Here is a 26,875-nt window from a genome sequence, read left to right as displayed (position 1 = left end):
CTGAACCTTGTGGTCTTCTCAAATTTTCCCAGGAGCATGACATGGACTCATCCGCTACCCCCTCCCCTGAATTCCGTCTCGGCGGGGATCTGTCGATCAACCGGCTCGGCTTTGGCGCCATGCGCCTGCCTTGCAATGGTTTCCGCGGCCCGGCTCGCGATCCGGAGACCGGCCGCGCGGTGCTGCGCCGCGTGGTTGAACTTGGCGTCAACCTGATCGACACGGCCGATTTCTACCAAAGCTCCGATGGTGTAGTACGAGCCAATGCGCTCATTCGTGAAGCGCTGCATCCCTATCCTTCAAATTTGGTGATTGCAACCAAGGTCGGTGTTGTATTCAACCCGGATGGCAGCCACCGGCCCGCCACGGGCGGAGACATGCGTAAGCTTGTCGAGGAGAACCTGGCAAGCCTCGGCGTGAACCGCCTCGACCTGGTGTACCTGCGCATCGGTGAGATGACGGTACCGCACGGCGAGTCGCTTGCAGAGCGCTTCGGGGCGTTGGCCGCACTTCGCGAAGAAGGCCTGATTCGCCACCTCGGCATCAGCAATGTCGATATCGGGCATTTCAATGAGGCCCGCGCCATCGCTCCGGTCGTGGCCGTGCAGAACAACTTTCACTTCGCCCGGCGCGAGGATCGGAGCCTGTTGCAGACCTGCGAAGAATCCGGCATCGCCTTCTGCCCGTTTTTCCCGCTTGGCGGAGGTGTGGGCGAGATCGACGACGGGCGGCTTACCCGAGTGGCAAAGCGGCACGGTGCCACGCCTGTTCAGGCCGCGCTGGCCTGGTTACTGGCGTCCTCACCGGCCATGCTGGCAATCCCTGGCACAGGGTCGGTCAGGCATCTTGAAGAGAATGTCGCCGCTGGCGGCATCCGGCTCACTGAAGAAGATCATGCCGAACTCGCGTGAAGCGGTTTGCCGCACGATACCGGGCCACCCGAGGCACCGTTTTATACTGATCGCAGCGACCCTTGTTACAGCGGGCATATTGACCGGCTGCGCCAGCGTAAAACTGAGCGCCCCGCCCGCTGCAGCAGTGAGCTTCGAGGACTATCGACGCGAAACAATCCAACATATACAGGCTGGTCGCCATTTTCAGCTTGCCGACCACGATGCCGAACTGACGTGGAATACACCTCAGGAGTGGCGACCCGCGTCGTCGGAGAAAGGAAGTTATCCCCGCAAAGGGATCCTGCTCGTGCATGGCCTGGGCGACTCGCCGTGGTCATTCCGGGACCTTGGCCAGCCGCTGGCAATGCAAGGGTTTCTCGTGCGAACGGTGCTTCTCCCCGGACACGGAACCCGCCCCGAGGATCTGTTGCAAACCACAGCAGAGCAATGGCAGCAGGTCGTGTGGGAACAGGCCAACGCACTGCAGAAGGATGTCGAAGGACCAGTCTACCTGGGGGGCTTCTCCACGGGCGCCAATCTGGCTCTCGACTACGCTTACTCCCATCCAGAAATCGCAGGGCTGGTGCTGTTTTCGCCAGGGTTCAAGAGCATGCCATTCGACTGGCTTGCGCCACTGGCAGCCCGTATCAGGCCCTGGCTCATCACACCGGACGGCAACGTTCCGATGCAGAATGCCGTCAAATACTTCAATGTACCGGCCAACGGTTTCGCACAATTCTACCGGACCAGCGCCAACGCGCGCCGGCTATTGCGAGAGCGGGCCTATGACAGGCCGGTATTCATGGCGGTCGCCGGGCATGACTCGGTGCTGGATACTGGTTATCTGCTCGACGTTTTCCAGCGGCGCTTCACACACCCGGACAGCCGCCTGATCTGGTACGGCAAGGCACCGGACAGTCTGGTGGATATGCAACGCGTTCTAGTTCGTCCCGACAGGCTCCCCGCATGGCGCATCAGTCAGTTTTCGCACATGAGCCTGACATTTGCCCCGGCCAACCCCGTGTATGGCGAAGGCGGAATTATTCGTATCTGCCTGAATGGCTTTAGTGCAAAAGACACGCAGGCCTGCGAGCAAGGCGTACCGGTCTGGTATTCGGACTGGGGCCACCGTGAGCAGGGAAAAGTCCACGCGCGGCTGACTTTCAATCCCTATTTCAACTGGCAGAACTCGGTTATGGCGACCGTTCTGGGCAGGTCGCAGACAGCTGATGCCTCTGCCGAAAGGCCGGCGGCTGCCAGCGTCAAAGACATCGACATCAATACTCCGCCGCGCGACGCGGTGACGTTCTAAATCCCATTGTCATTACGAGGCATCCATGAAGAGAGTCCAGTTCAGCCGCTACGGCGGCCCCGAAGAAATGTCGCTTGCAGAATATTCGCTGCCAGCCCTTGAACCCCGGCGAGTCCGCGTGCGCGTAAAGGCCGCAGCAATCAACCCGCTCGACTGGAAGATTCGCCGTGGCGTCATGAAGTTCGTTACTGGCAACCGGTTTCCCCAGGGCATGGGCTCTGACTTTGCAGGCATTGTCGACGAGGTTGGCACCGCCGTGACAGACGTCCGGGTTGGCGATGAGGTGTTCGGCACGGTAGAAATCAAAAGGCAGGGTGCGTTTGCCGAGGTCGTCGATGCTGACGCGAGGCTGGTTGCCCCCAAGCCCGCCGCGCTGTCATTCAGTGAAGCTGCGTGCTTACCCATTCCATTCGCCACCGCCTGGGCGGCCATTGTGGGCGCAGCGCGTGCTGGCAGCGAGTCGCGGATATTCATTCACGGCTGCAGCGGCGCGGTCGGCAGCAGTGCTGTGCAACTGGCTCAGGCCTGTGGAGCACAGGTTTCCGGCGCCTGCGGCGAAGCCTCGCTGGCAAGCGTGGAGCTGGCCGGTGTCCGCCCGGCCTTTACCTACCCGGACAAAACGTCCTTCGCCGCTTATGGCCCGTACGACGCGGTGTTCGACACGCTCGGCACGCTCGACGTCGCCGAGGGTCTGGCGATGCTGAAGTCCGGGGGACGCTTCATCGACATTAATCCGACACCTGGCAGAATGCTGCGCGGCTTTATTTCAGGGCGCTACCGGATGGTGTTCGCAACAGGGGGATTCAGGAACCTGCGGGAGATAGCCCGACTGGCCTGTGAAGGCAAAATCCATGTATCCATTGGACTGGAAGCGCCGTTCACCGACGCGCTGACTGTCATCAGGAACGCAGAACTCGGCCGGCGGCCTGCCGGGCGGATTGTGCTGATCATGTAATCAGCGACGGACCTGTCTCAGGAACCCGGCAATGGCAGAAAACGGCCATTGCCGAACATGATATCAACTGAAACTCAGTGGCGATCATGACGGGACATGGCGACTCTGGTTAAACAAGATTGTTCATGTATAGCTATGCCACAGCAATATCGCATGGACTGAAGCAACGAAACGACTCCAGCCTAGCCCGGGCGGCAAGGTACACGGATCGCCAGTGGTGCACGAGAATACGGGTTTTACAGCGACACAGGTATCAGTGCCTCCTGCTTTGCCGTGACGAAGGAGCCGGGCAGCATGTTGCCGGTGGTGACCTGTGCTCCATCGCTCTGGATTTGGACTTTGCGATGAGAAGGTCAGACCGAGAACAATAGTTACTGTCCCCCGCCGTTGCTGACATAAGCCCGAAGGAACGCATCGACCGCTGTTGCTACAGCTTCCTTTGGCGTAAACCAGGGTTGAGCACCAAATAACAACGGTTCAATAAATCCGATTTCGAGCAAACCCTTTAGATGCGCCGCGGCAACGCGGGCGTCTACCGGACGAATCACACCATTCTCCTGCTGACGGGCAATATAGTTTGTCATATGTTCCCACGCCCGCCCGGCCCCCATCTCGTAGAGCGTGGCTCCCAGCGTAGAACTTGCGCCTTCGGCAATGGCAGCTCGCATGATGGCAAGCGTATCTGCAGAAGTCAGCAAAGCAAGCAGGGCCTCACCAAAACGCCGAAGTGCCAGTGAAACATCCGGCTCGGACAGATCAAGCAGTCCCATAATCTCATCTGCTTGTTCTTCCATCACTGCCATCATGGCAGCAGCGAATAACGCTTCCTTGGATTTGAAGTAGCCATACAGGGTGCCTTTCGATCCTCCGATCCGCGCTGAGATCATCGCCATGCTGGCGCGCGCATAACCGACATCGCGAAATACCTCGATTGCCACATCAAGGATCGCCTTACGCCGATCGTCTGTCTTTACTCTCATTCGAAACCTCACTTTTTCATACAGCACTGTACGATTTTGCATTGACACCTGCAAGAACATATATCTAAAATGACCGTACAGTATGGTTATGTAGGGCATGTTATGGGGTCATCAAATTTCCAATGGCGGACCACGGCGTCGGGAGGTGTCACCGCCTTTGTGGTTGTGCTCATGCTAAGCAGCTGTGCTCCCCTGCCACAAAAAAATGACGTGGTGCCTGCAGGACCAGAAAGCTTCGCGAGTGCTACAAGCTTTTCCGCACCCGGGAGGGCCTGGCCCTCGGATCGCTGGTGGGAAGAATTTGGCGACGCCCAGCTCAATGCACTGATCACCGAGGGGTTGAAGGGAGCGACCGATTTGCGCGTGGCTTCAGCACGTTTTGCCCGTGCCGAAGCACTGGTTCAGGAGACCCGGAGCAGGTTGCTTCCCGCCATCACAGCAAATGGTGAGGTCGGATCGACCAAGCAAAGCTACAACTATCTTTCCCCGGCAAGTGGGCTGCCCGAGGGCTGGCGTGATTATGGTCAGACAACCCTCAATCTTACCTGGGAGCTCGACTTCTGGGGCCGCAACCGGGCGGCATTAGCAGCAGCGCGTTCACAAGCCGAAGCAACAGGTGCCGAAGCTGCGGCCACTCGTCTGGCTGTGTCAGCAGGCATCGCCAGCGCCTACGGAGATCTGGCCGGAGATTACGCCGAACATGATGCCGCCGAACATGCTATTAAAGTGCGTAAGCGCACACTGGAACTGATAGAGGGTCGTAATAAGCAAGGGCTGGAAAATAAAGGTGCGGTTGAGCGCGCCCGTTCAGCACTCGCCACAGCTCAGGGCGATCTGGCTGAACAGAATGAATCCCTCTCCCTCACTCGTCACCGGATTGCAGCACTGATTGGGGCTGGCCCTGATCGCGGACTGACTATAGCGCGTCCGGGCGCGACCATTACTGGCAGCTTCGGCCTGCCAGCCAATCTACCGGCCGAATTAATCGGACGACGCCCTGACATCATTGCCGCACGGCTCCGGGCAGAAGCTGCTGCGAGCCAGATCAAGGAAGCCAGGGCGGCCTTCTATCCAAACGTCAATCTGACAGGTCTGATTGGCCTGCAGGCTCTCGGCATCGGAAATGTGTTTGAGTCAGGGTCCGATTTTGGAACAGTCGGCCCGGCCATCAGCTTGCCGATCTTCGACGGCGCGCGTTTGCGCGGACAGTACCGTGCCGCCGAAGCCGATTACCGGGTGGCCGTCGCCCAATATGACGGCGCATTAACGCAGGCGCTGCGAGATGTGGCTGATGCAGCCACAAGCACACGCGCGCTGGACCTGCGGCTTGAACACGCACAGGAAGCAGAGCGCTCTGCCAGTGCCGCATGGTTCGTTGCCAGCAATCGTTATCGCGGCGGCCTTGCGACCTATCTTGATGTGCTGGCTGCCGAAGACGCCCTCATCAGCACCCGCCGCACGGTCGCGTCTCTGAAAAGCCGCGCCCTTGTCCTCAAGATCGCCCTCATCCGTGCGCTCGGTGGCGGCTATCGCGCATAAAGGAAATCCGAGCCATGTCTGAATCCACCAATACCATTGAACAAGATGTTCCCGTTGCCAACAATACTGCTGCGGATAGCAGAGCGCAAAACGCCAGGCGAAAGCGGCTATTTCTGGCCCTGCTGGCGAGCGTCGCTACGCTCGGGGGTGGCTATTACGCATATGATCTTTTCGTCGCATCCCGCCATGCTGAAACCGACAATGCCTACGTCGGGGCTAATATCGCTCAGGTGACCCCTCTGATTGGGGGGCCTGTGCGCGAAGTCCTGGTGGATGATGCGCTGCACGTGAAACAGGGGGATGTTCTCGTTCGACTGGACGATACGGATGCCAGGATAGCGCTAAAGCGCGCCGAAGCTGAGCTGGCGTTGACTGAACGCCGCGTGCGCGGTCTTATCGCCACGGATGGCGGTCTTGACGCGCAAATAGCGGCACGGGCTGCCGACGAAGTGCGCGCCCAGGCGCAGGTCTCTTCTGCACAGGCTGATCTTGCCAGAGCGAAAATCGATCTTGACCGCCGCAACGCCCTGGCTGAGTCGGGCTCCGTCTCAGGCGAAGAGTTGACCACAGCGCGCAATGCCTACAGCACTGCGCTCGCCAGTCTGAGAGTTGCTGAAGCAGCCCGTACGCAGGCCGCGGCCAATCGTGCCACTGCCATCGGGAGCCGTGACGCCAACCGGGCACTTATAGACAAGAGTACACCTGACACCAATCCCGAGGTGCTGGCAGCACGTGCTGCACGGGAGCAGGCTCAGGTCGACCTCGAACGCACCATTCTTCGTGCACCCGTTGATGGGATCATCTCCCGTCGCCAGGTGCAGGTTGGTCAGCGTGTGCAGCCTGGCGCAATGCTGATGGTCGTGGTCCCGATCCACGCCAGCTATGTGGACGCCAACTTCAAGGAGGGTCAACTCAGGAAGGTTAAGCCAGGCCAGTCGGTTAAGCTCACCTCAGACCTCTACGGTAATAGCGTTAAGTATGACGGCAAAGTCGTCGGTTTCTCCGGCGGTACCGGCTCGGCCTTTTCTGTAGTGCCGGCGCAAAACGCAACCGGCAACTGGATCAAGGTCGTCCAGCGCCTGCCAGTAAGGATTGCACTCGATCCCCAACAGCTTGCAGAGCATCCTCTTCGTGTCGGTCTGTCTATGACCGCCGATATCGACGTCTCCAACTGATTGTGAGGAACCAGACGATAATGGTTGATTCCATCTCTCAGCATGAAAATCCAGCCGCCCGGTCATTAAGGGGCGGGAAACTCATCCTCGCCGCTATCCTGATCGGGCTGGGCAATTTTTTGGTCGTGCTGGATACCACTATCGCCAACGTCTCGATCCCCCATATCGCCGGCGGGTTAGGGGTCTCGTCCAGCCAGGCAAGCTGGGTTATCACCTCCTACGCAGTGGCCGAAGCGATCACTGTGCCGCTTACCGGGTGGCTCATGCGCCGCTTCGGTGGTTATCGTGTGTTCATTACCTCTTATCTGGCCTTCGGCGTGCTCTCGCTAGTGTGTGGCCTGTCGGGCACGCTTGGCATGCTCGTCGCCGGGCGCATATTCCTGGGTTTGGCCGGTGGCACGATCATTCCCCTTTCGCAGACCCTTCTGCTGCGTATCTTCCCACCTGAGAAGGCGACAATCGCGACAATCATATGGGCGATGACAACCACAGTCGCACCGATCGCCGGTCCCATTCTTGGCGGCACGATCTCCGATAACGTCGGGTGGGAGTGGATATTCTTCATCAATGTGCCAATTGCTGCCGCCGGTGGCCTAGGACTTCTGTACCTGATGCGAGGCCAGCAGGAAACGGTCACCCGGTCTCCGATTGATGTAGTGGGTCTTGGCCTGCTTATTGTGTGGGTCGGTGCGCTCCAAATCATGCTTGATGAAGGCCGCAACCATGACTGGTTCGCTGCAACAGAAATCCGCGTGCTTGCAGTGATTGCAGTAATCGGCTTTGTCGCCTTCCTGATGTGGGAACTGACCGAAAAGAATCCCATCGTTAATCTGCACGTGTTTCGCCATCGCGGCTTCGTTGCGGCTTCCATTACCTACTCGGTTGCGTTTGGTGCGTTCTTCGCCAGTATTGTTCTGATCCCGCTCTGGCTGCAGCAGAACATGGGCTACACCGCCACGTGGGCAGGATATGCCACCGGGATCATGGGGATTCTCGCAGTAATTAGTTCCCCCATCATCGGTCAGGTAGCGGCAAGGCTCGATCCACGGCTGATTGTATCGGTCGGATTGCTGGGACTTGGTGGCATATCTGCGTGGCGGGTGGGATTCACGCCGTTTATTACCTTCATTCAGATGGCCTGGCCGATGCTGCTGACGGGCCCATTCCTGATGATGTTTTTCATCCCTGTAACCGGTCTGTGTATGGCGAGCGTCACAACAGCAGAACAGGCCGACGCGGCCGGGATCTCAAATTTCATGCGAACGCTCGCCGGCGCGTTTGCGACTTCAATAGTTCAGACCGGGTGGGCCAACGCGACACGTGAGAACCAGACTGAACTGGCAAGCGCGATGACTCAGGGACAAACCACCCTCGACAGCATGATGGCCAGTGGAATGTCGAGAGAGGTTGCCACATCTACGCTGAGCAGCATCGTTGAGGGCCAGAGCGTCATGCTCGCAACACTCAACATGTTCGCTGCGATTGCTTTCTGCTTCGCCTTCGCCGCCGCATTAATCTGGTTCTCTCCAAAACCAAAGGGACCCATCGACATGAGCGGCGGTCACTAAACAACAGGGCATAAAACCATGGCAAAGAAACTGAGTCTCTCCGCTAAACTCATCGTGTTTCCAGACCTCGTTGTCTGCGAGCACTGCGACAGGGTGTACCGGCGCATCGCGCTGGCCCCGGGCGAGGTTGCACGCTGCGAGCAATGTACTGCCATCCTCTATCGCGCCAACCGTCTGGATGTCGATCGTTGGCTGGCGCTGACCGTCGCCGCAGCAATCGTGTTCGTGATCGCCAACGTCTGCCCGGTCGTTCGCATCAGTATGCAGGGGTTGCACAACGAGACCACGCTCTGGCAGTCGACGGCGGCGCTCGCCTACGGACCTGGCGCTCCCATTGCAGTACCAACTGCAATATCAATCATCGTGGCACCACTTCTACAGATCACTCTGCTGGCCTGGGTGCTGGCTTTTGCCCGCACTGGTCGGCGTGCGCCAGGCTTCGCGCAGGCGATGCGGATGCTGGTCGCGTTGCGCCCCTGGAGCATGATTGAGGTCGGTCTGCTCGGCATTCTGGTGGCGGTCATCAAACTGTCAAGTTTCCTCCAGGTAGCACCCGGACCGGGGATCTGGGCCACGGCCGTGTTAGTGCTGCTGATTACGCTGATCGCGAGCCGCGATATCCACTGGCTGTGGGAGCTGACCGAATACAACCAGCAACGGCAGGCGGGCCGCACATGAATCTGCCTCCCCGCGCGTGCCACCTGGGTGTCATCGGCTGCCATATCTGTAGACTCGTTTGCCAGGACAAGCTCGACGAAACGAAGCACGTACACTGCCCTCGCTGCGGCGCATCACTGCATCGTCGGCGCCCCGACAGCATTGTGCGGGCCTGGGCCTTGTTGATCGCTGGCTTGATTTTCTACATTCCGGCCAACGTGCTGCCGGTTATGTATACCAGCCTACTCGGCAGTGGCAGCGGTAGCACCATCATGAACGGCGCTATCGAGTTCTGGAAATCCGGGTCTTATGGCATCGCTCTGGTGATTTTCATTGCCAGCGTGGCAGTTCCCTGCACCAAGTTTCTTGTCCTCACACTGCTGCTGATAACTTCACAACGACGCAGTAACTGGGCGAGACGCGAGCGAGCCAGACTCTACCGGCTCGTTGAGGTGATCGGCTACTGGTCAATGCTCGACGTACTGGTGGTGGCTGTAGTTGCCGCGCTGGTCAAGTTCCAGGGCCTGAGTGATATCGAGCCACGAGTTGGCATCTTCTTCTTTGGCGTGGTGGTGATCCTTACCATGCTCTCAGCTATGACCTTCGACCCCCGTCTGATATGGGATGATAAACCGGAATGAATAACGAACCCGAACATATCCACCAGCCCGGCAATCCTGCAGTGGCCCGCCGTCGCTGGCGTATTTCCCTGGTATGGCTGGTACCAGCCATCGCTGCACTGGTCGGGCTGTCAATGCTGGCGCATACCTGGCTGTCAGCTGGTCCTGAAATCACTATAGCTTTCCGTACAGCGGCAGGACTGGAGGCAGGCAAAACACCGGTCAAGTACAAGGACGTGACCGTGGGCACAGTAACGGCAATCACACTCAGCGACGACGGCTCGCACGTTGCCGCCACGGTCTCGTTGGCCAGGAGCGCGGAAAGTCTGACCCGCAGCGACACGCGGTTCTGGGTCGTGCGCCCGCGTATTGGCACCGGCGGTATATCAGGCATCGACACACTTCTCTCCGGCGCCTATATTGCGGCGGATGCTGGATCGGAACATGCATCCAGCAAAGTCTTTACTGGCCTTGAAACGCCGCCAACGGTTATTGGTGGTATGCCCGGAAAGTCATTTGTCCTGCATACCGAAGATCTGGGGTCGCTGGATGTTGGCTCGCCGGTCTACTTCCGGCGTATCCAGGTGGGCCGGGTAGCCTCCTACAAGCTTGATGATGATGGTAATCACGTCAGCCTGCAGGTCTTCATCGACAAACCCTACGACAGCTTTGTCACTACCGATACCCGATTCTGGAATGCCAGTGGGATGGATGTTTCGCTGGGTGCTGACGGACTCAAGCTCAAAACGCAATCCGTGGCCACAATTGTGGCGGGAGGAATTGCTTTCGCCGCCTCTGCACGCGGCAAAGATCACACGCAAAAGGCACCTGAAAATACCCAGTTCAGTCTTGCACCGGATCAAGCCAGCGCCATGGCTGAACCCGACGGGCCGGAGCAGTTCGTCCAGCTACGCTTCGACCAGGCACTACGCGGTTTATCTGTAGGTGCTCCGGTTCAATTCTCGGGGATGGATCTGGGCAGGGTGGTATCAATAAACCTCGACTACGATCCAAGTACGCTCCGATTCCCCACAACCGTTGGCATCGTGGTGTATCCACAACGTCTTGGGCGTCTGTTGGATAAATTGCCTGGTACAAATACAGAGCAACAAGCCGCTCAATTTCTGAGAGAACTGGTCGAACATGGCCTGCGCGCGCAGGCGAGATCAGGAAATCTGCTGACCGGACAGCTCTATGTTTCGCTGGAATTTGTTCCGGATGCACCGAAAAGAACCATAGACATATCGGCACGCCCACTAAGCGTTCCCACAATCAACGGCAGTTTCGATCAGTTGCAGGGGCAGGTGGCCAGCATCGTCGGCAAGATAGAGAAGATGCCCCTCGACTCAATCGGGCGAAACCTCGACAGCACATTAGCAGAACTTGACAAGACCCTTAAGCAAGTCAACAGCCAGACGTTACCGCAAACCACGCAGACCCTGCTGCAGGCCCGGCAGGCCTTTGGTGCGGCACAAGGTGTGCTGGCCGAAGATGCGCCATTACAGCAAAACCTGGGCCAGACGCTACAGGAAGTTCAGCGGGTATCTCGCTCACTACGGGTGCTGACAGACATGCTTGGCCGGCATCCTGAATCACTGTTGCGCGGACGCCCGGAATCTCCCTCGCCTCCTGCCACAGGAAAAGACAACACAGTAAGTCAACAGGAATCGCATCAATGAAAAGTTACCGTTTTTCTGGGCTTCTCGTGCCGGTCTTCTTTCTGAATGCCTGCGCGTCTCCGCCAGTACATTACTACTCACTTCTCGCACCGTCCGGGGAAACAATAACGACGAAGCCACCGGCCCCCTTCATGGTTGATGTATTGCCGGTCGGTATCCCGTCACAGAACGATCAGTCACAACTGGTCGTACGACAGGGCGCCGCTGGTGCCGTTGTCCTTGATAACGAGCGCTGGACTGGCCCGCTGGATGACGAAATTCGTAGTGCCTTATCGTCAGTACTGACGCATGAGTTGGCCACCCAGGATGTGGCCGGGCTGCCACAGACCTCTGCCAGGCCTGTACTCAGAATCAAACTCCAGTTGCGTCGGTTTGATGCCTGGCCCGGACAACGGGTTCAGCTTGATGCCGACTGGAGTTTGGGATTCGCGAATGAGGCGGGAAAGCCACGGCTGGTCTGCCGGGGCTATCTGGATGAGCCCGCGCCAGGAGGCTATCCGGAAATGGTTCAGGCCCAACAACGACTGGTCGCTGCGTTAGCCAGGAGGATAGCGACAGATGCACGAGCCTGGGCACATTCTCGTCAGGCAGCTTGCGTGGACCCACAGGAGTAACCCCGGGAGTATTGCGCGTCCTGCCCGTGATCGACGGAGGATGTGATCGGGAGTCCGACGATAGTAGATTGATAGACAGCATCCGCAATCGCGAGAGGGTGGACCTCGCCTTCTTGAACCACCTCCCCATAAACATTGAGGGTTGAATGACAATGGATACACCCAAGAACCTGACAAACGGTGCAACGCAGGTAGCGCCGGTGGGATCAATCGAAGCCTCTGAAGACCTGACTGGAATTCCAGGCACGCATTGGCTGATCGTGAGCGTGAGAGCGTTGGCACCCGATGGCGAAGGGCGACTGGATTTGGTGAACACATCCACGCATGCAATCCGTGCCCTTTATCCCTCTCCGGAGGCGCAGGTACGCTTCGACGCGCACACCTTTCACGGCCAGCCCGACCGGCCGCCAGAGCGCTTCAATCCACACGGACTCACCATTCGTCGTGGCGCGAACGGTGTCCACCAGCTCCTCGTCGTGCATCACGGCGTCCGCGAATCCGTGGAGATTTTCACTGTCGATACCCGTGACGTTCTGCCCCGCATCCACTGGCGGGGTTGCGTGCTTACACCGGGTTCTGTGACCGGCAACGGGGTCGCACCAATGCCCGACGGATTCGTGATGACGCAGACCACGCTGCCCATCCCCAAGAAGGGAGGTCGTGCGCTGAATTTCGAGGAAATCGAGGGTGGGCGCAGCATCGGTGAGGTGCTGGCCTGGAGTTCCCGTTCCGGATGGAGCAAGGTCGATACCGGAGGCGACCTGATGCCGAACGGAATCGAAACGTCGGCTGACGGAGAATGGCTCTACTACGCAGATTCTGTCCGCCAGACCTTTAACCGCTTTTCGTTCAGAGCCGGTGCCGCGAAGAAACATGTAATTCAAACCGGTTTCCACAGCGACAATGTACACTGGGCGCCGGACGGTAGTCTTTTGCTCGCGGGCCAGCAAGGCACCCTACGGGAAATCGTTGAGTATTTCTCCGGGAAGGAAGGTGCTGCGTGCGGGAATGCGCGCGTGCTACGCATTGACCCACAAACAATGAGCGTGCAGCCGCTGGTTGACTGCGCGGATTTTCCTCTGGCGAGCGGCGCAGTCGAAATTCAGGGCACCCTGTGGCTGGGACGCATCAGGGGGACAATCGGCCGGGTGGATTTACGTCAGGTGCATACCGCATTGCCAGACTAGCGTGGGACGCCAGGGCTTGCAGGATCCACCCAGGCTTCCGCCAAGAAAGCGTGGGGACCGGGCTGCCAGCGGAAATCGTCAAGGCCTTACTCATTTTCTGTCTGTACGACAATGCGCTGACTGCCCGGCGGGTATGAGATTAGTCATTCGGATAACGCCACACGTCCGCGGTTTCGCCAACGGCAAGAACCCGCTTTTCCGATGCGGGAAGTCCAAGGCGCTCCCACTCTGCTGCCAGGCGAACCGGCGGTTCGTCTAGCGGCTCGTAGGTCAGCTTGAAAGTCCCCCAGTGCATGGCGAAGAAGCACCCGGCACCAAGATCCCTGTAGGCCCGGGCAGCCTCCTCGGGGTTCATGTGCTGGCGGCGCATGAACCAGGACGGCTCATAGGCGCCGATGGGCAAAAGTGCAGCATCGATCACCGGGAAACGGCGGCCGATTTCCCGGAACCCGTCAAAGTAGCCCGTATCGCCCGAATGGTAGATGCAGGCGGAAGCTCCCTCGAGAATGAATCCGCCCCACAGCGTTTCGTTTACGTCGGTCAAGCCGCGACGGCTGTAGTGCTGGGCGGGCACGAAAGTCACCCTCACGGGGCCGATGTCGATGGACTGCCACCAGTCCAACTCGCTTGCGGAAATCCCTTTTTTTGCGAGGAACGACGCCATGCCCAGGCCGGCGATCACCGGCGCATCGACGCTCTTCACGGATGGAAGGTCGAGATGGTCGTAGTGGTTGTGACTGATCAGCACCGCGTCGATGGATGGCAGATCCTCGGGGCGCAGGCCAGCCGGAACATTCCGCCCCCCTGGCCCCAGGGCAAGCTCACCGAAGACCGGATCGACGAGGAACGACTTCCCTTCGATCTGCACCAGCCAGCTCGCATGCCCGATCCAGGTCAGGCGCGCGCCTTCACCCGTGCCCGGTGGAGTGGCGATCGCGACGAGATCGGGCACCACACACGGCACCGAAGCCTTTCTCGGTACACCACGGCCCCGGCCTGCAAGACTATCGACGACCAGCATCCGAAATGCCGGCACCACGGTGCCGGGAGCTTCGCTCCCGTCAAGATTCCTGAAACGTCTGGATTTGCCGAAAATTGCCATAGCCACCCCTTCCACATTGACGATGAGGATGAACGCCTATGGCATGAGTCGCTCGATGAACACACCAATCGGTGTTCCAGAAGACCTTCCCAATACGTTGCATCCCCCTCATTTCGAGTCGAATGCGATACCCGGCAAACGCCAACAACGGGCGATGCCATCAATCGCTTCTCAGAACCGATAGAGGTAGCCGAGACCAAGGCCATACTGCGTGCTCTTTTCCACCAGCGGGCTGTTGCGGATCGAGCTGCCCATGTGCTTGGCGCCCATGTCGAGGAACATGGTGTGACTGGACACGGGCTGCCAGTCCACGCGAAGCCCGATTTCGGTATTGAGCGCGGAACTACCGCCGTAGGCCGGGCGCCAGCTCCGTGCCTCGTCTGACCTTACGCCGTATTAATAGTCCACGTACTCGCCATCCACCCACTCGGCCGCCAGCCGCGGGGCCAGCCCGATTGTGCCTGCGGTAAATCGCCTGTCGATCTGCAGCGTCGTCCGCATCCCCCCGCTGTTGCTCATGGCATCCGTGAGCACTTCAGCAGAGAAATTGGCAATGCCGGTACGCCAGATGGCGGCGGCGCCGAGCCAGAAACTGGAGTCTCGATCGCGCATGCCCGCGAAATATGGGGAATCGCCCGAATCGAAGCCTTCCCCGATGTACCGACCACGCAGCCTGAATGACACCGGCCCGACCGACGGAAGCTTGACGTCCAGGACAGGCCCGGCCACCTGAATCCATTTGTTCTCATAGGTAATCATTGGCAAGCCTCGAACGCGGTCGTCGAAGTCGCGGTAGACGCGGTACTGTATGCCACCGGCAACGCCAATCCCCCACGTCGGTTCACTGCGTCCGGCTTCGGGCATCGCCTGACCTCTCGCCGACTTATTCGTATCGTCGGTCTGAGCCCATGCAACGGGTGTTGAAAAAATGCCAGCGACCAGGATCGGTAGCGCAGCGTAAGACGGCTGCCGGCGCAGGCGGACTGCGCATTGAGGACGAGATGACATGATTGATCCCTTTTAAGGAAAACGTGAAAATGCCTCCCCTGTACTGGGGAATGGCAGCTCGCGGACCACGCCATCGGGCCATCTCGATGAGTTCGCGGACCATCACCAGCAGACGGCCGCACTGCACCGTCTGCCTGATTTCCATACCGTCCGGACGACACTGGGTCGTCCCGCACGGGTCAGTGCAGGCGCTGCGCATCAAGTTTCGATGTGACGAGTGAATTGCAGGACTGTTGAGTCGTGACGAGGTTAGTTGCGTCATCGCTCAACCTCGTCAGCGGTAGCGCGTACGGTGTGTCGAAAAAAACCAAGCGATGCCAGCCATTTCTCGATCCTGTCCACATACAGGAACACGGCTGGCACGACCAGCAGGCTCAAGGCAGTCGATGTGATAAGGCCGCCGATAACCGCCATGGCCATCGGCCGGCGGAAGCTAGAATCCGCACCTAACCCCAGCGCGATAGGCAACATGCCGGCGATCATCGCGATGGTGGTCATCACGATGGGACGGGCACGCTTGTGGCACGCATCCAGCAGCGCCTCGTGAACAGGCAATCCGCGCTCGCGTATACCGATAACCGCGTACTCGACGAGCAGGATGGAGTTCTTGGTGACGATACCCATAAGCATCACCAGACCGATCATCGAAGGCACACTCAACTGGCTGCGCGTGACCAGAAGCGCGAGGAACGCGCCACCTATGGACAGAGGAATGGCAGAGAGGATGGTGATGGGCTGAAGGAAATCCCTGAACAGCAGCACCAGAACGCAGTAGATGCACAAAACACCGACCACGAGCGCCATGGCAAAGCCCCCGCCGAGTTCGGCAACGATCTCCGCGTCGCCGGCCTCAATCACCTTCACACTGGACGGAAGGGACTTGATCGAAGTCAGGTTGGCCACAGCCGCCTGCGCCGTCCCGAGCGCGGTACCTCCCAAATCGGCCGAAATGGTGACGTTGCGAAGACGGTCATGGCGGTCGATCTGCGCGGGGCCACTTTGCACAGTCAGGCTGGCGACACTTGCCAGCGGCACCGACCCGTCGCGCCCCGGCACGCGCATGTTGCCGAGCGTGTCGATGTCCTGCCGCGCGGCATCGGGAATGCGCGCGCGGATATAGACCTGGCGGTTGTCGAGGTTCAGGCGCGCCACCTGAGCGTCGAAATCGCCTCTGGTTGCCACCCGCACTACGTCCCCGATCGCCTCGGTCGTCACGCCGCGCTCGGCGGCGCGCTCCGGGTCGGGACGGATGATGATCTCCGGGCGCTCCAGGCTGGCCGTCGAGGCAATGCCAGTAAGGCCCTTGACGTCGCGCAGTTCGGCTTCCACCGCATCCGCGCTCGCCTTAAGTGCCTCGGCATTGTCGCTGGCGAGGATGATCGTAAGCTTTTCGCCCGGCCCGCCGCCGCCGATGGCAAAGCGCGCCCCGGGAACATCGAGCAAGCGTTCCCGCACGGCTTTCTCGATGACCTGCTGCGAAGGGCGATCATTACGCGGCCCCAGCGTGAGCGTGAGCGACGCGCGCCGAACTTCGCCCGCCTGCGCCCCACCGGGGCCGGCACTTTGCGCCTTGCCCACCGTGGCGAAAACATGGGCGATGCCGTCAACATCGCCGATGGCTTTGCGGGCCGACCCGGCGACCGCCAACGTGTCCTCCAGCGAGCTGGCTGGCGGCAATTCGATGCTCAGGGTCGTGCTGCCGCTATCAGAGGCGGGGATAAAGCCCGTCTCGATGAAAGGCACCAGGGCGAGCGAAGCCGCGAGAAAGATGACCGCTCCGCTCAGGGTCGTCTTGCGATGCTTCAGGCACCAGCGCGCCGTTGCCATGTACCAGCGCATGACCCGGCCATCTTCCTTCTCGGGGATCGGCTCGGGCTTGAGCAGGTAGGCCGCCATCATGGGTGTGAGCAGGCGCGCCACCAGCAGCGAAGCGAGCACGGCGATCACGGCGGTCCAGCCAAACTGTTTGAACACCAGGCCGCCGATACCACTCATCATGGCCGTCGGTAGGAAGACGACCACCAGGCTCATTGTGGTCGCCATCACCGCCAGGGCAATTTCGGTCACGGCGTCCTCTGCGGCTTCCCGGACCGACTTGCCCCTGTGCCGGTGGCGCTCGATGTTCTCGATCTCCACGATGGCGTCATCGACCAGGATGCCGACGATCACCGCCAGCGCCAGCAGCGTCACGGTGTTGAGCGTGAAGCCCAGCCAGGCCATGGCCGCGAATGCCGGAAGGATGGACAGCGGCAGAGCGGTCGAGGCTATCAGCGTCGCCCGCCAGTCGCGCAGGAACAGCCAGACGACGATCATCGCGAGGATGGCCCCCTCGTACAGCATCGCCATGGAGCCCTCATACTGCTCAAGCGTCTGGCCGACCGACCCCGAAATCTCAGTCAGGCTGAGCGCCGGGTCGGCCTGTTGAAGGCCGGCCAGGGCCTCGCGAACGCCCTCGGCCAGCCGTACCTCGTCAAAGCCCCTGGCGCGGTACACGCTGAAGCCGACCACATGCTCGCCATCGAGCAGGGCCGCCTGCGTGGGGTCGGCCTGACCATCGACGATGGTCGCGATTTGGTCCAACCTGAAGCTCTTGCCGTTGGACAACGCGATTCGCAGGTCCGCAAGCTCCGATGCCTGGCGAACCGTGGCAATCGTGCGAACCGACTGCTCCTGGCCGCCAAGCTGACCACGGCCGCCGGAAGATTCCTGCTGAACCTGGCGCAGTGCACGGGAGACATCCGCCGCCGTGATGCCGAGGGCAGACATGCGCGACGGATCGAGCTCAATCCGAACCTCACGTTCGATTCCGCCAAGCCGCTCGAACCGACCGACTCCGGGAAGCGAGAAAATAGTCTTGGCAATGGTGTCATCCACAAACCACGAAAGCTGCTCCTCATTAAGCCGGGACGACGATATGGCGTAGGTCAGAACGGGCGAACCTACGCTCGTGGAAGCACTGACGGTCGGTTGCAGAAGATCATCCGGCAGATCAGACCGGATGCTGTCAACCGCGTTCTTGGTTTCGATCAGCGCGTCCGACAGGTTCTTCTCCAGCACGAATTCGACCTGGATTGAAACCAAACCATCCGTGATCGATGTGCGCAGATGGTTCAAACCACTCAAGGTCGCAAGTGAATCCTCGACCTTGCGCGCGACCTCCGTCTCCAGCTGCGCAGGAGCCGCCCCCGGCTGCGTCAGCATGACCGTGACCATTGGTAGATCAAGGTCTGGAAGATCCTGCGTAGGCAGCTTCTGGAACCCCCATAGCCCTGCGAGTGCCAGCAGTGCGAACAGCAGGATCGAGGGGATCGGATTGCGAATGGACCAGGTAGCGAAATTCATGGTCTGCCCGCCCCAGCAGGCTGCCCCTGCGAAACCCGGACCAGATCGCGATCCTTGAGGAAGCCGGCTCCCCGGACAACAACACGCTCGTCCTTGCCAAGCCCCTCGGTGACCTCGACCTCACGGCCATTACGCCGGCCGACGCTGACGCTTCGCAGCGACACGCGGGACGTGGCACTGGTGTCGGCCAGCACCAGGACGTGGCTGCGCCCATCGCGGATGACAACGCTCTCGGCGGGCACGACCAGCGCCGGCTCTGTCCCGAGTCCGAGCCTGCCGTTGGCGTACATACCAGCCCGTGCCGTGCTTCCAGGGTGGATGTCGGCGTAAACAGTGGCCAGGCGAGAGGTGCTATCCAGAATCGGCGAGGTCTGGCGAACCGTCGCCTTCGCTGTCTTGCCGTCGGGAAGGTCTAATGTTACCTGCTGCCCGATCTCGACCTGAGCGAGTTGCTCGGCGGTCAGTTCGCCACGCCACTCCAGGCGCCCCCGGCGAATCATGCGAAACAGTTCCTGGCCCACCGTAACGACGCTGCCGAGCGTTGCAGTCCTGTGGCTGATGACACCATCGTCCGGCGCAGTGACGTCGGTGTAACGCAGCCGCAACTGATTGGCAGCGAGCAGCGCATCCGCGGTCCTGGATTGAGTCACCAGCTGGAGCACGTCCTGTTCACTCATCGCGCGGCTGCTTTGCAACGCGAGCGCGCGCTGCCGGTTGGCGGCAGCCTGATCGGCATTCGCTTTCAGTTCCGCGCGTTCCGCCAGCAACAGATCCGGGTCAAAACGAGCGATAATCTGTCCCTTCCTGACGATATCGCCGACATTGACGCGAACATCGATGAGCTGATAACCACCAATCTGAGCACCGATGCTGGCTTCTTCCCATGCGGCAATCGCACCCGAAGCCCTGATCTCTATGGGCCACGAGACTTCCCGGGGGATGGTGCATGTGACGGTCAGCGCCGGCGTCGCCGCGGCAGTCGCTTCCTCCAGCGTCGTATCGCCCCTGCCGACGACTATCGCCAGCGCCGTCACAACGAGGGCCACTCCCCCCACGAAATACGCGATCCGGTGCCGCCGGAGGTGTCCCCGGGTGGGCTGGTTACGGTGTTCTTGTTCCTGACTCATGGCGATAATTTTCCTTACGGGCGATACAGGGGTGGCAGACGGAGCGTCGTCCATTTGCTCAGTCGTTGTGGGCTGCGGTACTGCGGCCCATAACGGCGGGTTCCCTGCGGCGCGCACAAGGAGACCCGGGATGGGTGCGATCGTAAGCAGCGGCGATGGCGCTTTCCTGCGCGCCCCTGAGCTGTCAACCCGGGCCTTCCTGCCCGAATAAGGTGATTACATCCGCCTTATACCGGACTTCGTTCGCGTGCGCGCAACTGCAGACGCATCGGCGGTCTGGAGAGAGGTATCCGCATCCAGCCACGCGGGGAACATAGCCGTCAGGGAACTCACGTCATTGGCGTTGCGCGCATCAGGCTCACTGCGGGCCACTTCTTCTGTCGCAGGGGCATCTCCCCACAGGTCTGGCTCTCACAAGAACCTGGCGCCAGAGAACCCCGAAGTGGTGCTGATCGTGTCTGTGCCACCTGTCTGGGTTTGCGATTTGTCTCGCGACACCGCGCCGTTGACCCCGGGCCATTGAGCGCATCTGGTCTGGCTGGGACCAGGGCCAGGCGCAGCGACCAGCACGCTCGTCATGAGCCGGGGACGATAGCGTTGCTGATGGCCCGACAAGACGTGCATAGCTGCCATCACAGTTCGCCCACCAATGAAAACGCCCTGGCCACGATGGAGCGCAGGTTCTGCCTGCCGCCATCCGCATACCACTCGTCAAGGGCAGCCGTCCATGCGGACGTCACCGCGCCCACGATGATGCGCGCTTTGAGCATGCTCAGCCCGGTCTCGCTTTCTCGTTCCACGAGTGCGGCAGCGAGCGACACCTCCCGATCCATCCGCTTTTCGCATCCCTTGGCGAGCAGAGCCGGCGTTTCCTTCAGCAGGCGCACCAGTGCAAAAGCCATGTCAGGATTGGCGTCATACCGCAGGAGCGTCGTGGCCAGCGTCTCTCTGACCGCATCCAGTGGCCCCTCGTGGTCGGGACGCCCCCGCAATTCATCGACCAGCTCATGCGTCTTCTCGTCGTGCCACAGGAAGATCAGATCTTCTTTAGTCTTGAAGTAGCGAAAGAACGTACGCCTAGCCACACCAAGCGGCTCGACGATGTGTTCGATGGTCGTGTGGGTAAAGCCCTGTTTCAGAAACAACTCAAGCCCGAGGTTGGATAGCTCCCTCCGGGTGCTCTCTTTGTGCCTTTCGCGAAGGCCGGGATTTTTATTTGCCATGAGAGTATTCTGTCATATCTGGCACCAAGTGACAATAAGGCACTTAGTGCCATAAGGCATCTGGTTTGCTCTAAACCGACGCTTCGAAGCGCTTCATTGCTGCCATATAATGAAGGTTTATAAAGACCGACCGGGAGACGCGGCTAGCACCAGAGATCAATGTGCCGGGAGGCTTCTTTCACAAGATCTTGGCCGCAGGTATAATCGAATGCTAAATCGCCTACATCAACTCAAGCGCTGCTTCGAGTCTTCCGTCGAAGTTCTGCACGATATCTGCGACACCATTGTTACGTGAGCTAGTGATCCGCTCCGCAAGTTTCTCTATGTTCTATCCAGAGGGCAGAAACACATCTGATTAGTTTACTTTTAGGTGAAATTTAGGTGGTACCAAGGGGGAATCTTCGCCTGCCAATGCCGCCCGATGTGCGACTGCAGAAGATCTCATGGAAGCCCCAATACACCGCGGGACCGTCCGCACTTGGGCTATTCGTGTCGGCCTGAGTGAACGCACTCTCGCACGGTTGCTTATTCAGGAAACCGGTATGAGCTTCGAACGCTGGCGCCAGCAGATCCAAGTCATTCTTGCGGTGAAATGGTTGAGTACTGGAATGTCGGTTCGACAGGTCGCCGATAGTCTGGGTTAAGAAAGTGCCGGTAACTTTGTGACTATGTTCCGCAAATCACTCGGCACTTCACCGAGGCGCTACATAGCTGAACGCAACCTCCGGCTCAGTTGATCGAGAGCAACGGCATCTTCGAGTGCCGTGGATGGATAGAATGATCTGTTTTATCGGGGTACCGCACGTTACTCCGACCGCGCATGACACTTCATGGCTGTGGAATGTGGCAGTGGTTTCCCGCCCCAGCCGTGGCTCGTTCACCGGCCTCCGTGGCAACAGCGAGAAGCTCGAAAAGGAATACACAGTCTGCTGCGGATTCTTGAGACCGGTTTGCAGGAAATTTATTCGCCCAAGCCATCGCGCAGACGATCGATAAGCCACTCTAGTGAAACAGACAAGCGGTTGTTCTCGGAGCGAAGCAAGTAAATAGTCAAAGCCGATTCGACTGCCAGGTGACGGATAACGACATCCGATCGTTGGCTTACCGGGATCTTGGTCGCAGTCATCAAGCCGATGCCATAGCCTGCGCCGTCCAATGTAAGCATCAGATCCAGCGAGGGACACTTCCCTCGATTAATCCTACCCTGCAATAGTGGACACGGGACTAAGTGAGAAAACTCTCAACCAGAGGGACTCATGACAAGATCATTATCAATAAGCAAAAAGCCCCGTAAATTACACACACCTGAATTCCTCAATGAAGCTCTGATTGTAGTGGCATAGAAAATTTGGCCACCTGATTAAAGGTTATATTCTCATTCAACACAAAACAAATGACTTAATGAGCAAGAAAACTAAGCGTACTTTCACCCCCTGAGTTCGTGGCATAATGTACTGACTTTCGTTTCTGGCCGTCCTATTAATGCCATTGCCGGTAGCGATTTTATTGGCGTCATTTTTTAGGCCGCCCCTTCTTCCCTCGGGTCCCTTCTGAGGCCTGACCTGCTGTTGTTCGCTCGGCAATCAATTCTCGCTCAAACTCCGCCTGTGCGGCAAAGATTCCAAAAACAAGCTTGTCACTGGCTTCCCTGAGGAATACACGAACCCCCTTCTGACGCTGCTGGGCTATGAAACACTCCGTTGTCGGGAATTGCCGCTGGCGCTGAAGCTGCCAACAGAACGCAGGGCGCGCAGCGTTGCAGACAAGCTGCTGAGCCAGCCGGCCTGCATAATGGATCAGCAACAGCCTGCCCATGAAGCGGGGCTCAGCATCAGAAGCATCAACTGTCTATTCAGTCAGCAGACCGGGCTGAGTTTCAGTCATTGGCACCAGCAGGCAAAGGTGGTGGCTTCACTGCGCTGGGTGTCAGAGGGATTGCCAGTCAGTGAAATCGCATCGCTGAGCGGTTATAGTAACGTCAGCGCCTATATTGACGTATTCCGTCAGAGCTTCGGTAAAACGCCCAGTCGGTTTAACTGAGAGCACGGCAGTACGGTGCATATCCGGTAAACATAAGTATATTCCCTGATTAACGAGAATTTACATACAGCCTTATAAAGCCTGAACAGAGCTTTGTGACGTGCATATATTAACCGCGCGCCTTATGCCGACTGACAGAGCGGCTGCATCCGTTACTCATCTGAATCCTGCTGCATCAACCAACGCGCGCACGTTGTCAAAGACATCGTTACCTTTATAATCACCTTCGTCTGGAGTTGTTGATAAAGCCTGCAGCGATACGCTCAGCGCCAGTATCAGTTTAGCGCGTTCTTCAGTTAGCATCGCTCTGGCTCAGTAAGAACAGTCCCCATGATTTCACTTTGACTAGGCTTAAACGTAGCTTTAAGACTCGCCTCCCGTTGTTTGCCAGGCATTGTACTTGATGACGGACAGGACGATTGCCGGCCTTAATGCAGCAATTGTTCTGCCGCGGGCCTTAATGAAATCCGCTGGCCCACATCTCACAATTACCTCAGCGAACTCAACGTTCGGAAGTCTTATCAGGTTTGGTGAACCACGGTCTGACCTGTTTTGGCATTACATTACACTGCCTGCACAACCTGTTGACATTCTCTTTGTACTCCCAAGCTCCGAGGCTTTGTGTTGCCAACTGTTCAGTTATGGGACCGCGCATGCTTGCCGCACTGGATGATAACCGCGACCGCTTCAACAGCGCCGAAGAAATTCAAAACTACGCTGGCGTTGGCAGTGTGCGAAGTTCGTCCGACAGACATTCGTGGAATGGACTGCGAAGACGGTTAACTCATCGTACTGGGCCAGCGAGAAAAAGGAAAATCGCATCAATCCGCTATCCGAGCTCTGGCGTTCAAATAGATCCGGATAATTTATAGCTGCTGGAAAAACAGAACCTGTTACGACGAAGCAAAGTATTTGCTGGCTCTCCAAGCGCGAAACTCGCCCTTACTGAAGCCATAAAAAGCTTGTCGAATGTCTCAGCGCGTGAAGCGGACATCACCTCCTGAGTGAGCCAGCGCACAAACCCGCACGAAACTCTTCGACGTGAATTTACATAACCTTATGAAATTTTATAACTGTATGGCATTTGCCTAACCCTTCCAGGGCAAAAATACATAACTACTCACCAACCCTGCTGCGTATAACTATAGCGGTGTTTTTCTCTCACTGAAGGTGACGCATGACACAACAACGCCATGAATTATCAGCCGATCATGAGGCGCATATCGCTTCTGCGATTGGCAAATTCTTCCGCCGCATTATCCCGATGCTGGCGCTGATGCTTATTATTAACCAGATTGATCGCGCCAACATTGGCTTCGTCAAAGCCCAGCTGCAAACCGATGCCGGAATCAGCGCGGCGGCCTTCGGCTTAGGCGCAGGACTGTTCTTTATCGGCTATGCGTTGTTTGAAGTGCCCAGCAATATGATGCTGAAGAAGTTCGGCGCAAGGGTGTGGCTCACGCGCATTATGATCACCTGGGGAACGGTGGTGGTACTTACCGGTTTCGTCAGCACGCCAATGCATTTTTATATGCTGCGTTTCCTGCTTGGCGTGGCGGAGGCGGGCTTCTTCCCTGGCGTGCTGTTCTATTTTCGTCAGTGGGTGCCCAATGCCTGGCGAGGCCGCGCAACCGCAATGGTATTGAGTGCAACCGCAAGCGCGTTTCTATTCTCTGGCCCGCTCACCGGCGCAATCCTGATGATGCACGATGTCGGCGGACTTGCGGGTTGGAAATGGGTCATGTTTCTGGAAGGCGGCGGATCGATAGTGATCGGCCTGCTGGCGGCGTTTGTACTGGTATCGAAGCCAGAAGGGGCGAAATGGCTCAGCGACGCGGAAAAACAGGCGCTCGCGCAGCAACTGGCAATTGAAGACGCGACGCGTGACGAGCGTGCCGTCACACAGGGACGCTGGGGATTGATCACCGATCGCAGCCTTATATTCTACTGCCTGATCTTCTTCACCATGACCATGACCGGTTACACGCTGGTGTTCTGGTTGCCGCAAATTATCCAGCGTATTCAGGGGTTCAACAGTTTCGAATCCGGACTGCTGACCGCCATCCCGTGGCTCTTCGCCATTGTTGCGCTGTTTCTGCTGGGCAAAGCCACCGACCGTTATCGCGATAAGCTGGAGAAAGGGCTGGGCATCGCCATGCTGATCGCCGCATGCGGCACCTTTATGGCCACGCTTGGCACGCCGTGGTTTGGCTTTGTGGCGATGATTGTGGCTTGCATCGGTTCCAAAGTCAGTGCCGCGTTCTTCTGGCCGATGCCGCAAAGCGAACTGCCCGTCTCGATAGCGGCACCGGGCATTGCGATGATCAACTCTGTCGGCAACCTTGGCGGATTCTTCGCACCCACGGTGTTTGGCTATCTGGAGATGCACACCGGCAGCACCACCGGCGGCCTCTACGCGCTGACCAGCGTGTCCGTGGTGACCGGCCTGTGGCTGTTGCTGCGCACCAAACCTGTTCCCCCCGCTTTAGGTCACAAGGAGAGACTTCATGTCAGACAGTCCAGTCATTAATACCATGCGCATCGTCCCAGTTGCTGGTTATGACAGCATGCTTTTGAATATCGGCGGTGCCCATAACTGCTTCTTCACGCGCATTATCGTGATCCTCACCGATTCTGCCGGGCATACCGGGGTGGGCGAAACGCCCTGTCATGCCTCGACGTTGCAGTTGCTGGAGCAGTTTCGCCCGCTGATTGTAGGCAGCTCGCTGCTGCGCCTGAATGCCACGCTGAGCCAGCTTTTCAACAGTGAGGCGCGTCAGAAGCACACTTCACACACCAACGACATCCACATTCCGCAGATGAATCCGGAGAAGTTTTATAACGCTGCGGCGGCGATTGAGGCCGCGCTACTAGACCTGCAAGGCAAGCTGTTTAACCTGCCGGTCGCCGATCTGCTTGCCAGCGGCAAACAGCGTGAGCGTATTCCGGTGCTGGGTTATCTGTTCTATATCGCCGATCGCAAGCGCACCACAATGCAGTACCGCTCGGGCGATAACGCGGCGGATGGCTGGTTCCGTCTGCGTCATGAGGCGGCAATGGACAGCGCTGGCGTTCAACGGCTGGCGGAAGCGGCAGTGGAGCAGTACGGCTTTCGTGACTTCAAGCTAAAAGGCGGCGTGCTGGCAGGCGAAGCGGAAGTGGAAACGGTTGAAGCGCTACTGGCGCGGTTTCCCGGCGCGCGCGTCACTGTCGACCCCAATGCCAGCTGGTCGCTGGATGAGGCGATTCGCTTTGGTAAACAGTTGGCAGGAAAGGTGCCCTATCTGGAAGATCCCTGTGGTGCTGAGCAAGGGTATTCAGGGCGGGAAACGCTTGCCGAATTCCGTCGCGCCACGGGCGTGGCGGTCGCGACCAATATGATTGCTAACGACTGGCGCCAATTACATCATGCGCTGCAACTTAACGCCATCGACATTCCGCTTGCCGATCCGCACTTCTGGACGATGCGCAATGCCAACGTGATAGCGCAATTGTGCAACGAATGGGGGCTGACCACCGGCTGCCACTCCAATAATCATTTTGATATCTCACTGGCAATGGTGGCGCACCTGGGCGCAGCGGCGCCTGGCGATCGTCAGACCGCCTTTGATACTCACTGGATTTGGCAGGATGGCCAGCAACTGACGCATCAACCGCCGCAGATCCGCGATGGCTATCTGGAATTACCGCCAGGCCCGGGTTTTGGCATCGAATTGAATATGGAACGCGTCGAGGAGGCGCATGCGCTTTACAACGCGCTGCCGGATAAGAACCGAAACGATGCGCTGGGGATGCAATTTTTAATTGATAACTGGCGCTATGATGCCAAACGTCCGTCAATGGTTCGCTAAGGA

The 26,875-nt window shown here is 58.6% G+C and carries 21 protein-coding genes and 4 pseudogenes; 16 read left to right on the top strand and 9 right to left on the bottom strand.

From position 1 onward, the window contains the following. Positions 1-41 precede the first annotated feature (41 nt). The 3 genes from IM284_RS01885 to IM284_RS01875 are packed head-to-tail and all read left to right on the top strand — an operon-like array spanning position 42 to position 3,160. The gene (locus IM284_RS01885) at positions 42-911 is read left to right on the top strand and encodes an aldo/keto reductase (RefSeq protein WP_047063023.1); all 870 of its coding nucleotides are present in this window, start codon (positions 42-44) and stop codon (positions 909-911) included. Continuing rightward, positions 856-2,205 carry an alpha/beta fold hydrolase gene (locus IM284_RS01880; RefSeq protein WP_223812791.1) on the top strand — a complete coding sequence of 450 codons (1,350 nt, stop codon included), beginning with the start codon at positions 856-858 and terminating at the stop codon, positions 2,203-2,205. The genes IM284_RS01885 and IM284_RS01880 overlap by 56 nt, the downstream gene beginning before the upstream one ends. Positions 2,206-2,230: 25 nt before the next feature. Next, positions 2,231-3,160, top strand: a complete 930-nt coding sequence (locus IM284_RS01875; protein WP_047063021.1) for an NADP-dependent oxidoreductase — start codon at positions 2,231-2,233, stop codon at positions 3,158-3,160. Positions 3,161-3,531: 371 nt separating this feature from the next. Here IM284_RS01875 and IM284_RS01870 read toward each other — a convergent pair whose 3' ends face one another. Further along, positions 3,532-4,182 carry a TetR/AcrR family transcriptional regulator gene (locus tag IM284_RS01870; RefSeq protein ID WP_052768068.1) on the bottom strand — a complete coding sequence of 217 codons (651 nt, stop codon included), beginning with the start codon at positions 4,180-4,182 and terminating at the stop codon, positions 3,532-3,534. A 129-nt stretch (positions 4,183-4,311) separates the two neighbouring features. On the opposite strand from IM284_RS01870, the gene IM284_RS01865 reads away from it, so the two are divergent. The 8 genes from IM284_RS01865 to IM284_RS01830 all read left to right on the top strand — a co-directional run bounded on the left by IM284_RS01865 (position 4,312) and on the right by IM284_RS01830 (position 13,179). Then, positions 4,312-5,679, top strand: a complete 1,368-nt coding sequence (locus IM284_RS01865) for an efflux transporter outer membrane subunit (protein ID WP_047063020.1) — start codon at positions 4,312-4,314, stop codon at positions 5,677-5,679. 14 nt (positions 5,680-5,693) lie between these two features. After that, positions 5,694-6,854 (top strand): HlyD family efflux transporter periplasmic adaptor subunit, encoded by a 1,161-nt coding sequence (locus IM284_RS01860; protein ID WP_047063019.1) that lies wholly within the window; start codon positions 5,694-5,696, stop codon positions 6,852-6,854. A gap of 20 nt (positions 6,855-6,874) precedes the next feature. Continuing rightward, positions 6,875-8,422 carry a DHA2 family efflux MFS transporter permease subunit gene (locus tag IM284_RS01855; protein ID WP_193055704.1) on the top strand — a complete coding sequence of 516 codons (1,548 nt, stop codon included), beginning with the start codon at positions 6,875-6,877 and terminating at the stop codon, positions 8,420-8,422. Between the two features lie 18 nt (positions 8,423-8,440). Then, positions 8,441-9,100: a paraquat-inducible protein A gene (locus IM284_RS01850; protein WP_047955835.1), complete on the top strand. Its 660-nt coding sequence runs from the start codon at positions 8,441-8,443 to the stop codon at positions 9,098-9,100. Then, positions 9,097-9,720 carry a paraquat-inducible protein A gene (locus IM284_RS01845; RefSeq protein WP_047063016.1) on the top strand — a complete coding sequence of 208 codons (624 nt, stop codon included), beginning with the start codon at positions 9,097-9,099 and terminating at the stop codon, positions 9,718-9,720. The genes IM284_RS01850 and IM284_RS01845 overlap by 4 nt, the downstream gene beginning before the upstream one ends. Beyond that, positions 9,717-11,378: an intermembrane transport protein PqiB gene (locus IM284_RS01840; RefSeq protein WP_047955836.1), complete on the top strand. Its 1,662-nt coding sequence runs from the start codon at positions 9,717-9,719 to the stop codon at positions 11,376-11,378. Before IM284_RS01845 ends, IM284_RS01840 begins: the two co-directional genes overlap by 4 nt. After that, the gene (locus tag IM284_RS01835) at positions 11,375-11,992 is read left to right on the top strand and encodes a membrane integrity-associated transporter subunit PqiC (protein ID WP_047063014.1); all 618 of its coding nucleotides are present in this window, start codon (positions 11,375-11,377) and stop codon (positions 11,990-11,992) included. Before IM284_RS01840 ends, IM284_RS01835 begins: the two co-directional genes overlap by 4 nt. A gap of 152 nt (positions 11,993-12,144) precedes the next feature. Beyond that, positions 12,145-13,179, top strand: a complete 1,035-nt coding sequence (locus IM284_RS01830; RefSeq protein WP_047955837.1) for a hypothetical protein — start codon at positions 12,145-12,147, stop codon at positions 13,177-13,179. A 139-nt stretch (positions 13,180-13,318) separates the two neighbouring features. Here the strand turns inward: IM284_RS01830 and IM284_RS01825 are convergent, their stop codons facing one another. From IM284_RS01825 to IM284_RS01805, 5 genes and pseudogenes are all read right to left on the bottom strand, one after another. Beyond that, on the bottom strand, positions 13,319-14,281 hold the full coding sequence (locus IM284_RS01825; protein WP_047955838.1) for an MBL fold metallo-hydrolase: 963 nt from the start codon (positions 14,279-14,281) through the stop codon (positions 13,319-13,321). 171 nt (positions 14,282-14,452) lie between these two features. Continuing rightward, positions 14,453-15,145 (bottom strand): annotated as a pseudogene (locus IM284_RS01820) (MipA/OmpV family protein). Between the two features lie 402 nt (positions 15,146-15,547). After that, positions 15,548-18,631 carry an efflux RND transporter permease subunit gene (locus IM284_RS01815; protein WP_047063008.1) on the bottom strand — a complete coding sequence of 1,028 codons (3,084 nt, stop codon included), beginning with the start codon at positions 18,629-18,631 and terminating at the stop codon, positions 15,548-15,550. Beyond that, positions 18,628-19,758, bottom strand: a complete 1,131-nt coding sequence (locus IM284_RS01810) for an efflux RND transporter periplasmic adaptor subunit (RefSeq protein ID WP_047063006.1) — start codon at positions 19,756-19,758, stop codon at positions 18,628-18,630. The genes IM284_RS01815 and IM284_RS01810 overlap by 4 nt, the downstream gene beginning before the upstream one ends. Positions 19,759-20,390: 632 nt before the next feature. Continuing rightward, positions 20,391-20,981, bottom strand: a complete 591-nt coding sequence (locus tag IM284_RS01805) for a TetR family transcriptional regulator (RefSeq protein WP_047063004.1) — start codon at positions 20,979-20,981, stop codon at positions 20,391-20,393. Positions 20,982-21,424: 443 nt separating this feature from the next. Here IM284_RS01805 and IM284_RS23295 point away from each other — a divergent pair, with 443 nt between their 5' ends. After that, positions 21,425-21,625 (top strand): helix-turn-helix domain-containing protein, encoded by a 201-nt coding sequence (locus IM284_RS23295; protein ID WP_052768067.1) that lies wholly within the window; start codon positions 21,425-21,427, stop codon positions 21,623-21,625. Between the two features lie 317 nt (positions 21,626-21,942). Here the strand turns inward: IM284_RS23295 and IM284_RS01795 are convergent. Together IM284_RS01795 and IM284_RS01790 are read right to left on the bottom strand one after the other, a co-directional pair. Continuing rightward, positions 21,943-22,158: pseudogene (locus tag IM284_RS01795) on the bottom strand (LysR family transcriptional regulator); the annotation flags it as partial. A 258-nt stretch (positions 22,159-22,416) separates the two neighbouring features. Further along, positions 22,417-22,625, bottom strand: a pseudogene (locus IM284_RS01790) (recombinase family protein); the annotation flags it as partial. A 66-nt stretch (positions 22,626-22,691) separates the two neighbouring features. Here IM284_RS01790 and IM284_RS01785 point away from each other — a divergent pair. Then, on the top strand, positions 22,692-23,021 hold the full coding sequence (locus IM284_RS01785) for a helix-turn-helix domain-containing protein (RefSeq protein ID WP_052768066.1): 330 nt from the start codon (positions 22,692-22,694) through the stop codon (positions 23,019-23,021). Positions 23,022-23,177: 156 nt separating this feature from the next. Here IM284_RS01785 and IM284_RS01780 read toward each other — a convergent pair whose 3' ends face one another. Further along, positions 23,178-23,324 (bottom strand): hypothetical protein, encoded by a 147-nt coding sequence (locus IM284_RS01780; RefSeq protein WP_154400831.1) that lies wholly within the window; start codon positions 23,322-23,324, stop codon positions 23,178-23,180. A 338-nt stretch (positions 23,325-23,662) separates the two neighbouring features. Between IM284_RS01780 and IM284_RS01775 the strand changes: the two are divergent. From IM284_RS01775 to IM284_RS01765, 3 genes and pseudogenes are all read left to right on the top strand, one after another. Beyond that, positions 23,663-23,978: pseudogene (locus IM284_RS01775) on the top strand (IS110 family transposase); the annotation flags it as partial. Positions 23,979-24,198: 220 nt separating this feature from the next. Next, entirely contained in the window at positions 24,199-25,551 is a 1,353-nt protein-coding gene (locus IM284_RS01770; protein ID WP_047955839.1) for an MFS transporter, read from the top strand. Continuing rightward, entirely contained in the window at positions 25,529-26,872 is a 1,344-nt protein-coding gene (locus IM284_RS01765; RefSeq protein WP_047062999.1) for an enolase C-terminal domain-like protein, read from the top strand. The genes IM284_RS01770 and IM284_RS01765 overlap by 23 nt, the downstream gene beginning before the upstream one ends. Positions 26,873-26,875 lie beyond the last annotated feature (3 nt).

It is taken from the genome of Enterobacter cloacae complex sp. P12RS, assembly GCF_014895875.1.
GTDB lineage: Bacteria > Pseudomonadota > Gammaproteobacteria > Enterobacterales > Enterobacteriaceae > Enterobacter > Enterobacter bugandensis.
This window is presented reverse-complemented; position numbering and strand designations above follow the sequence as displayed.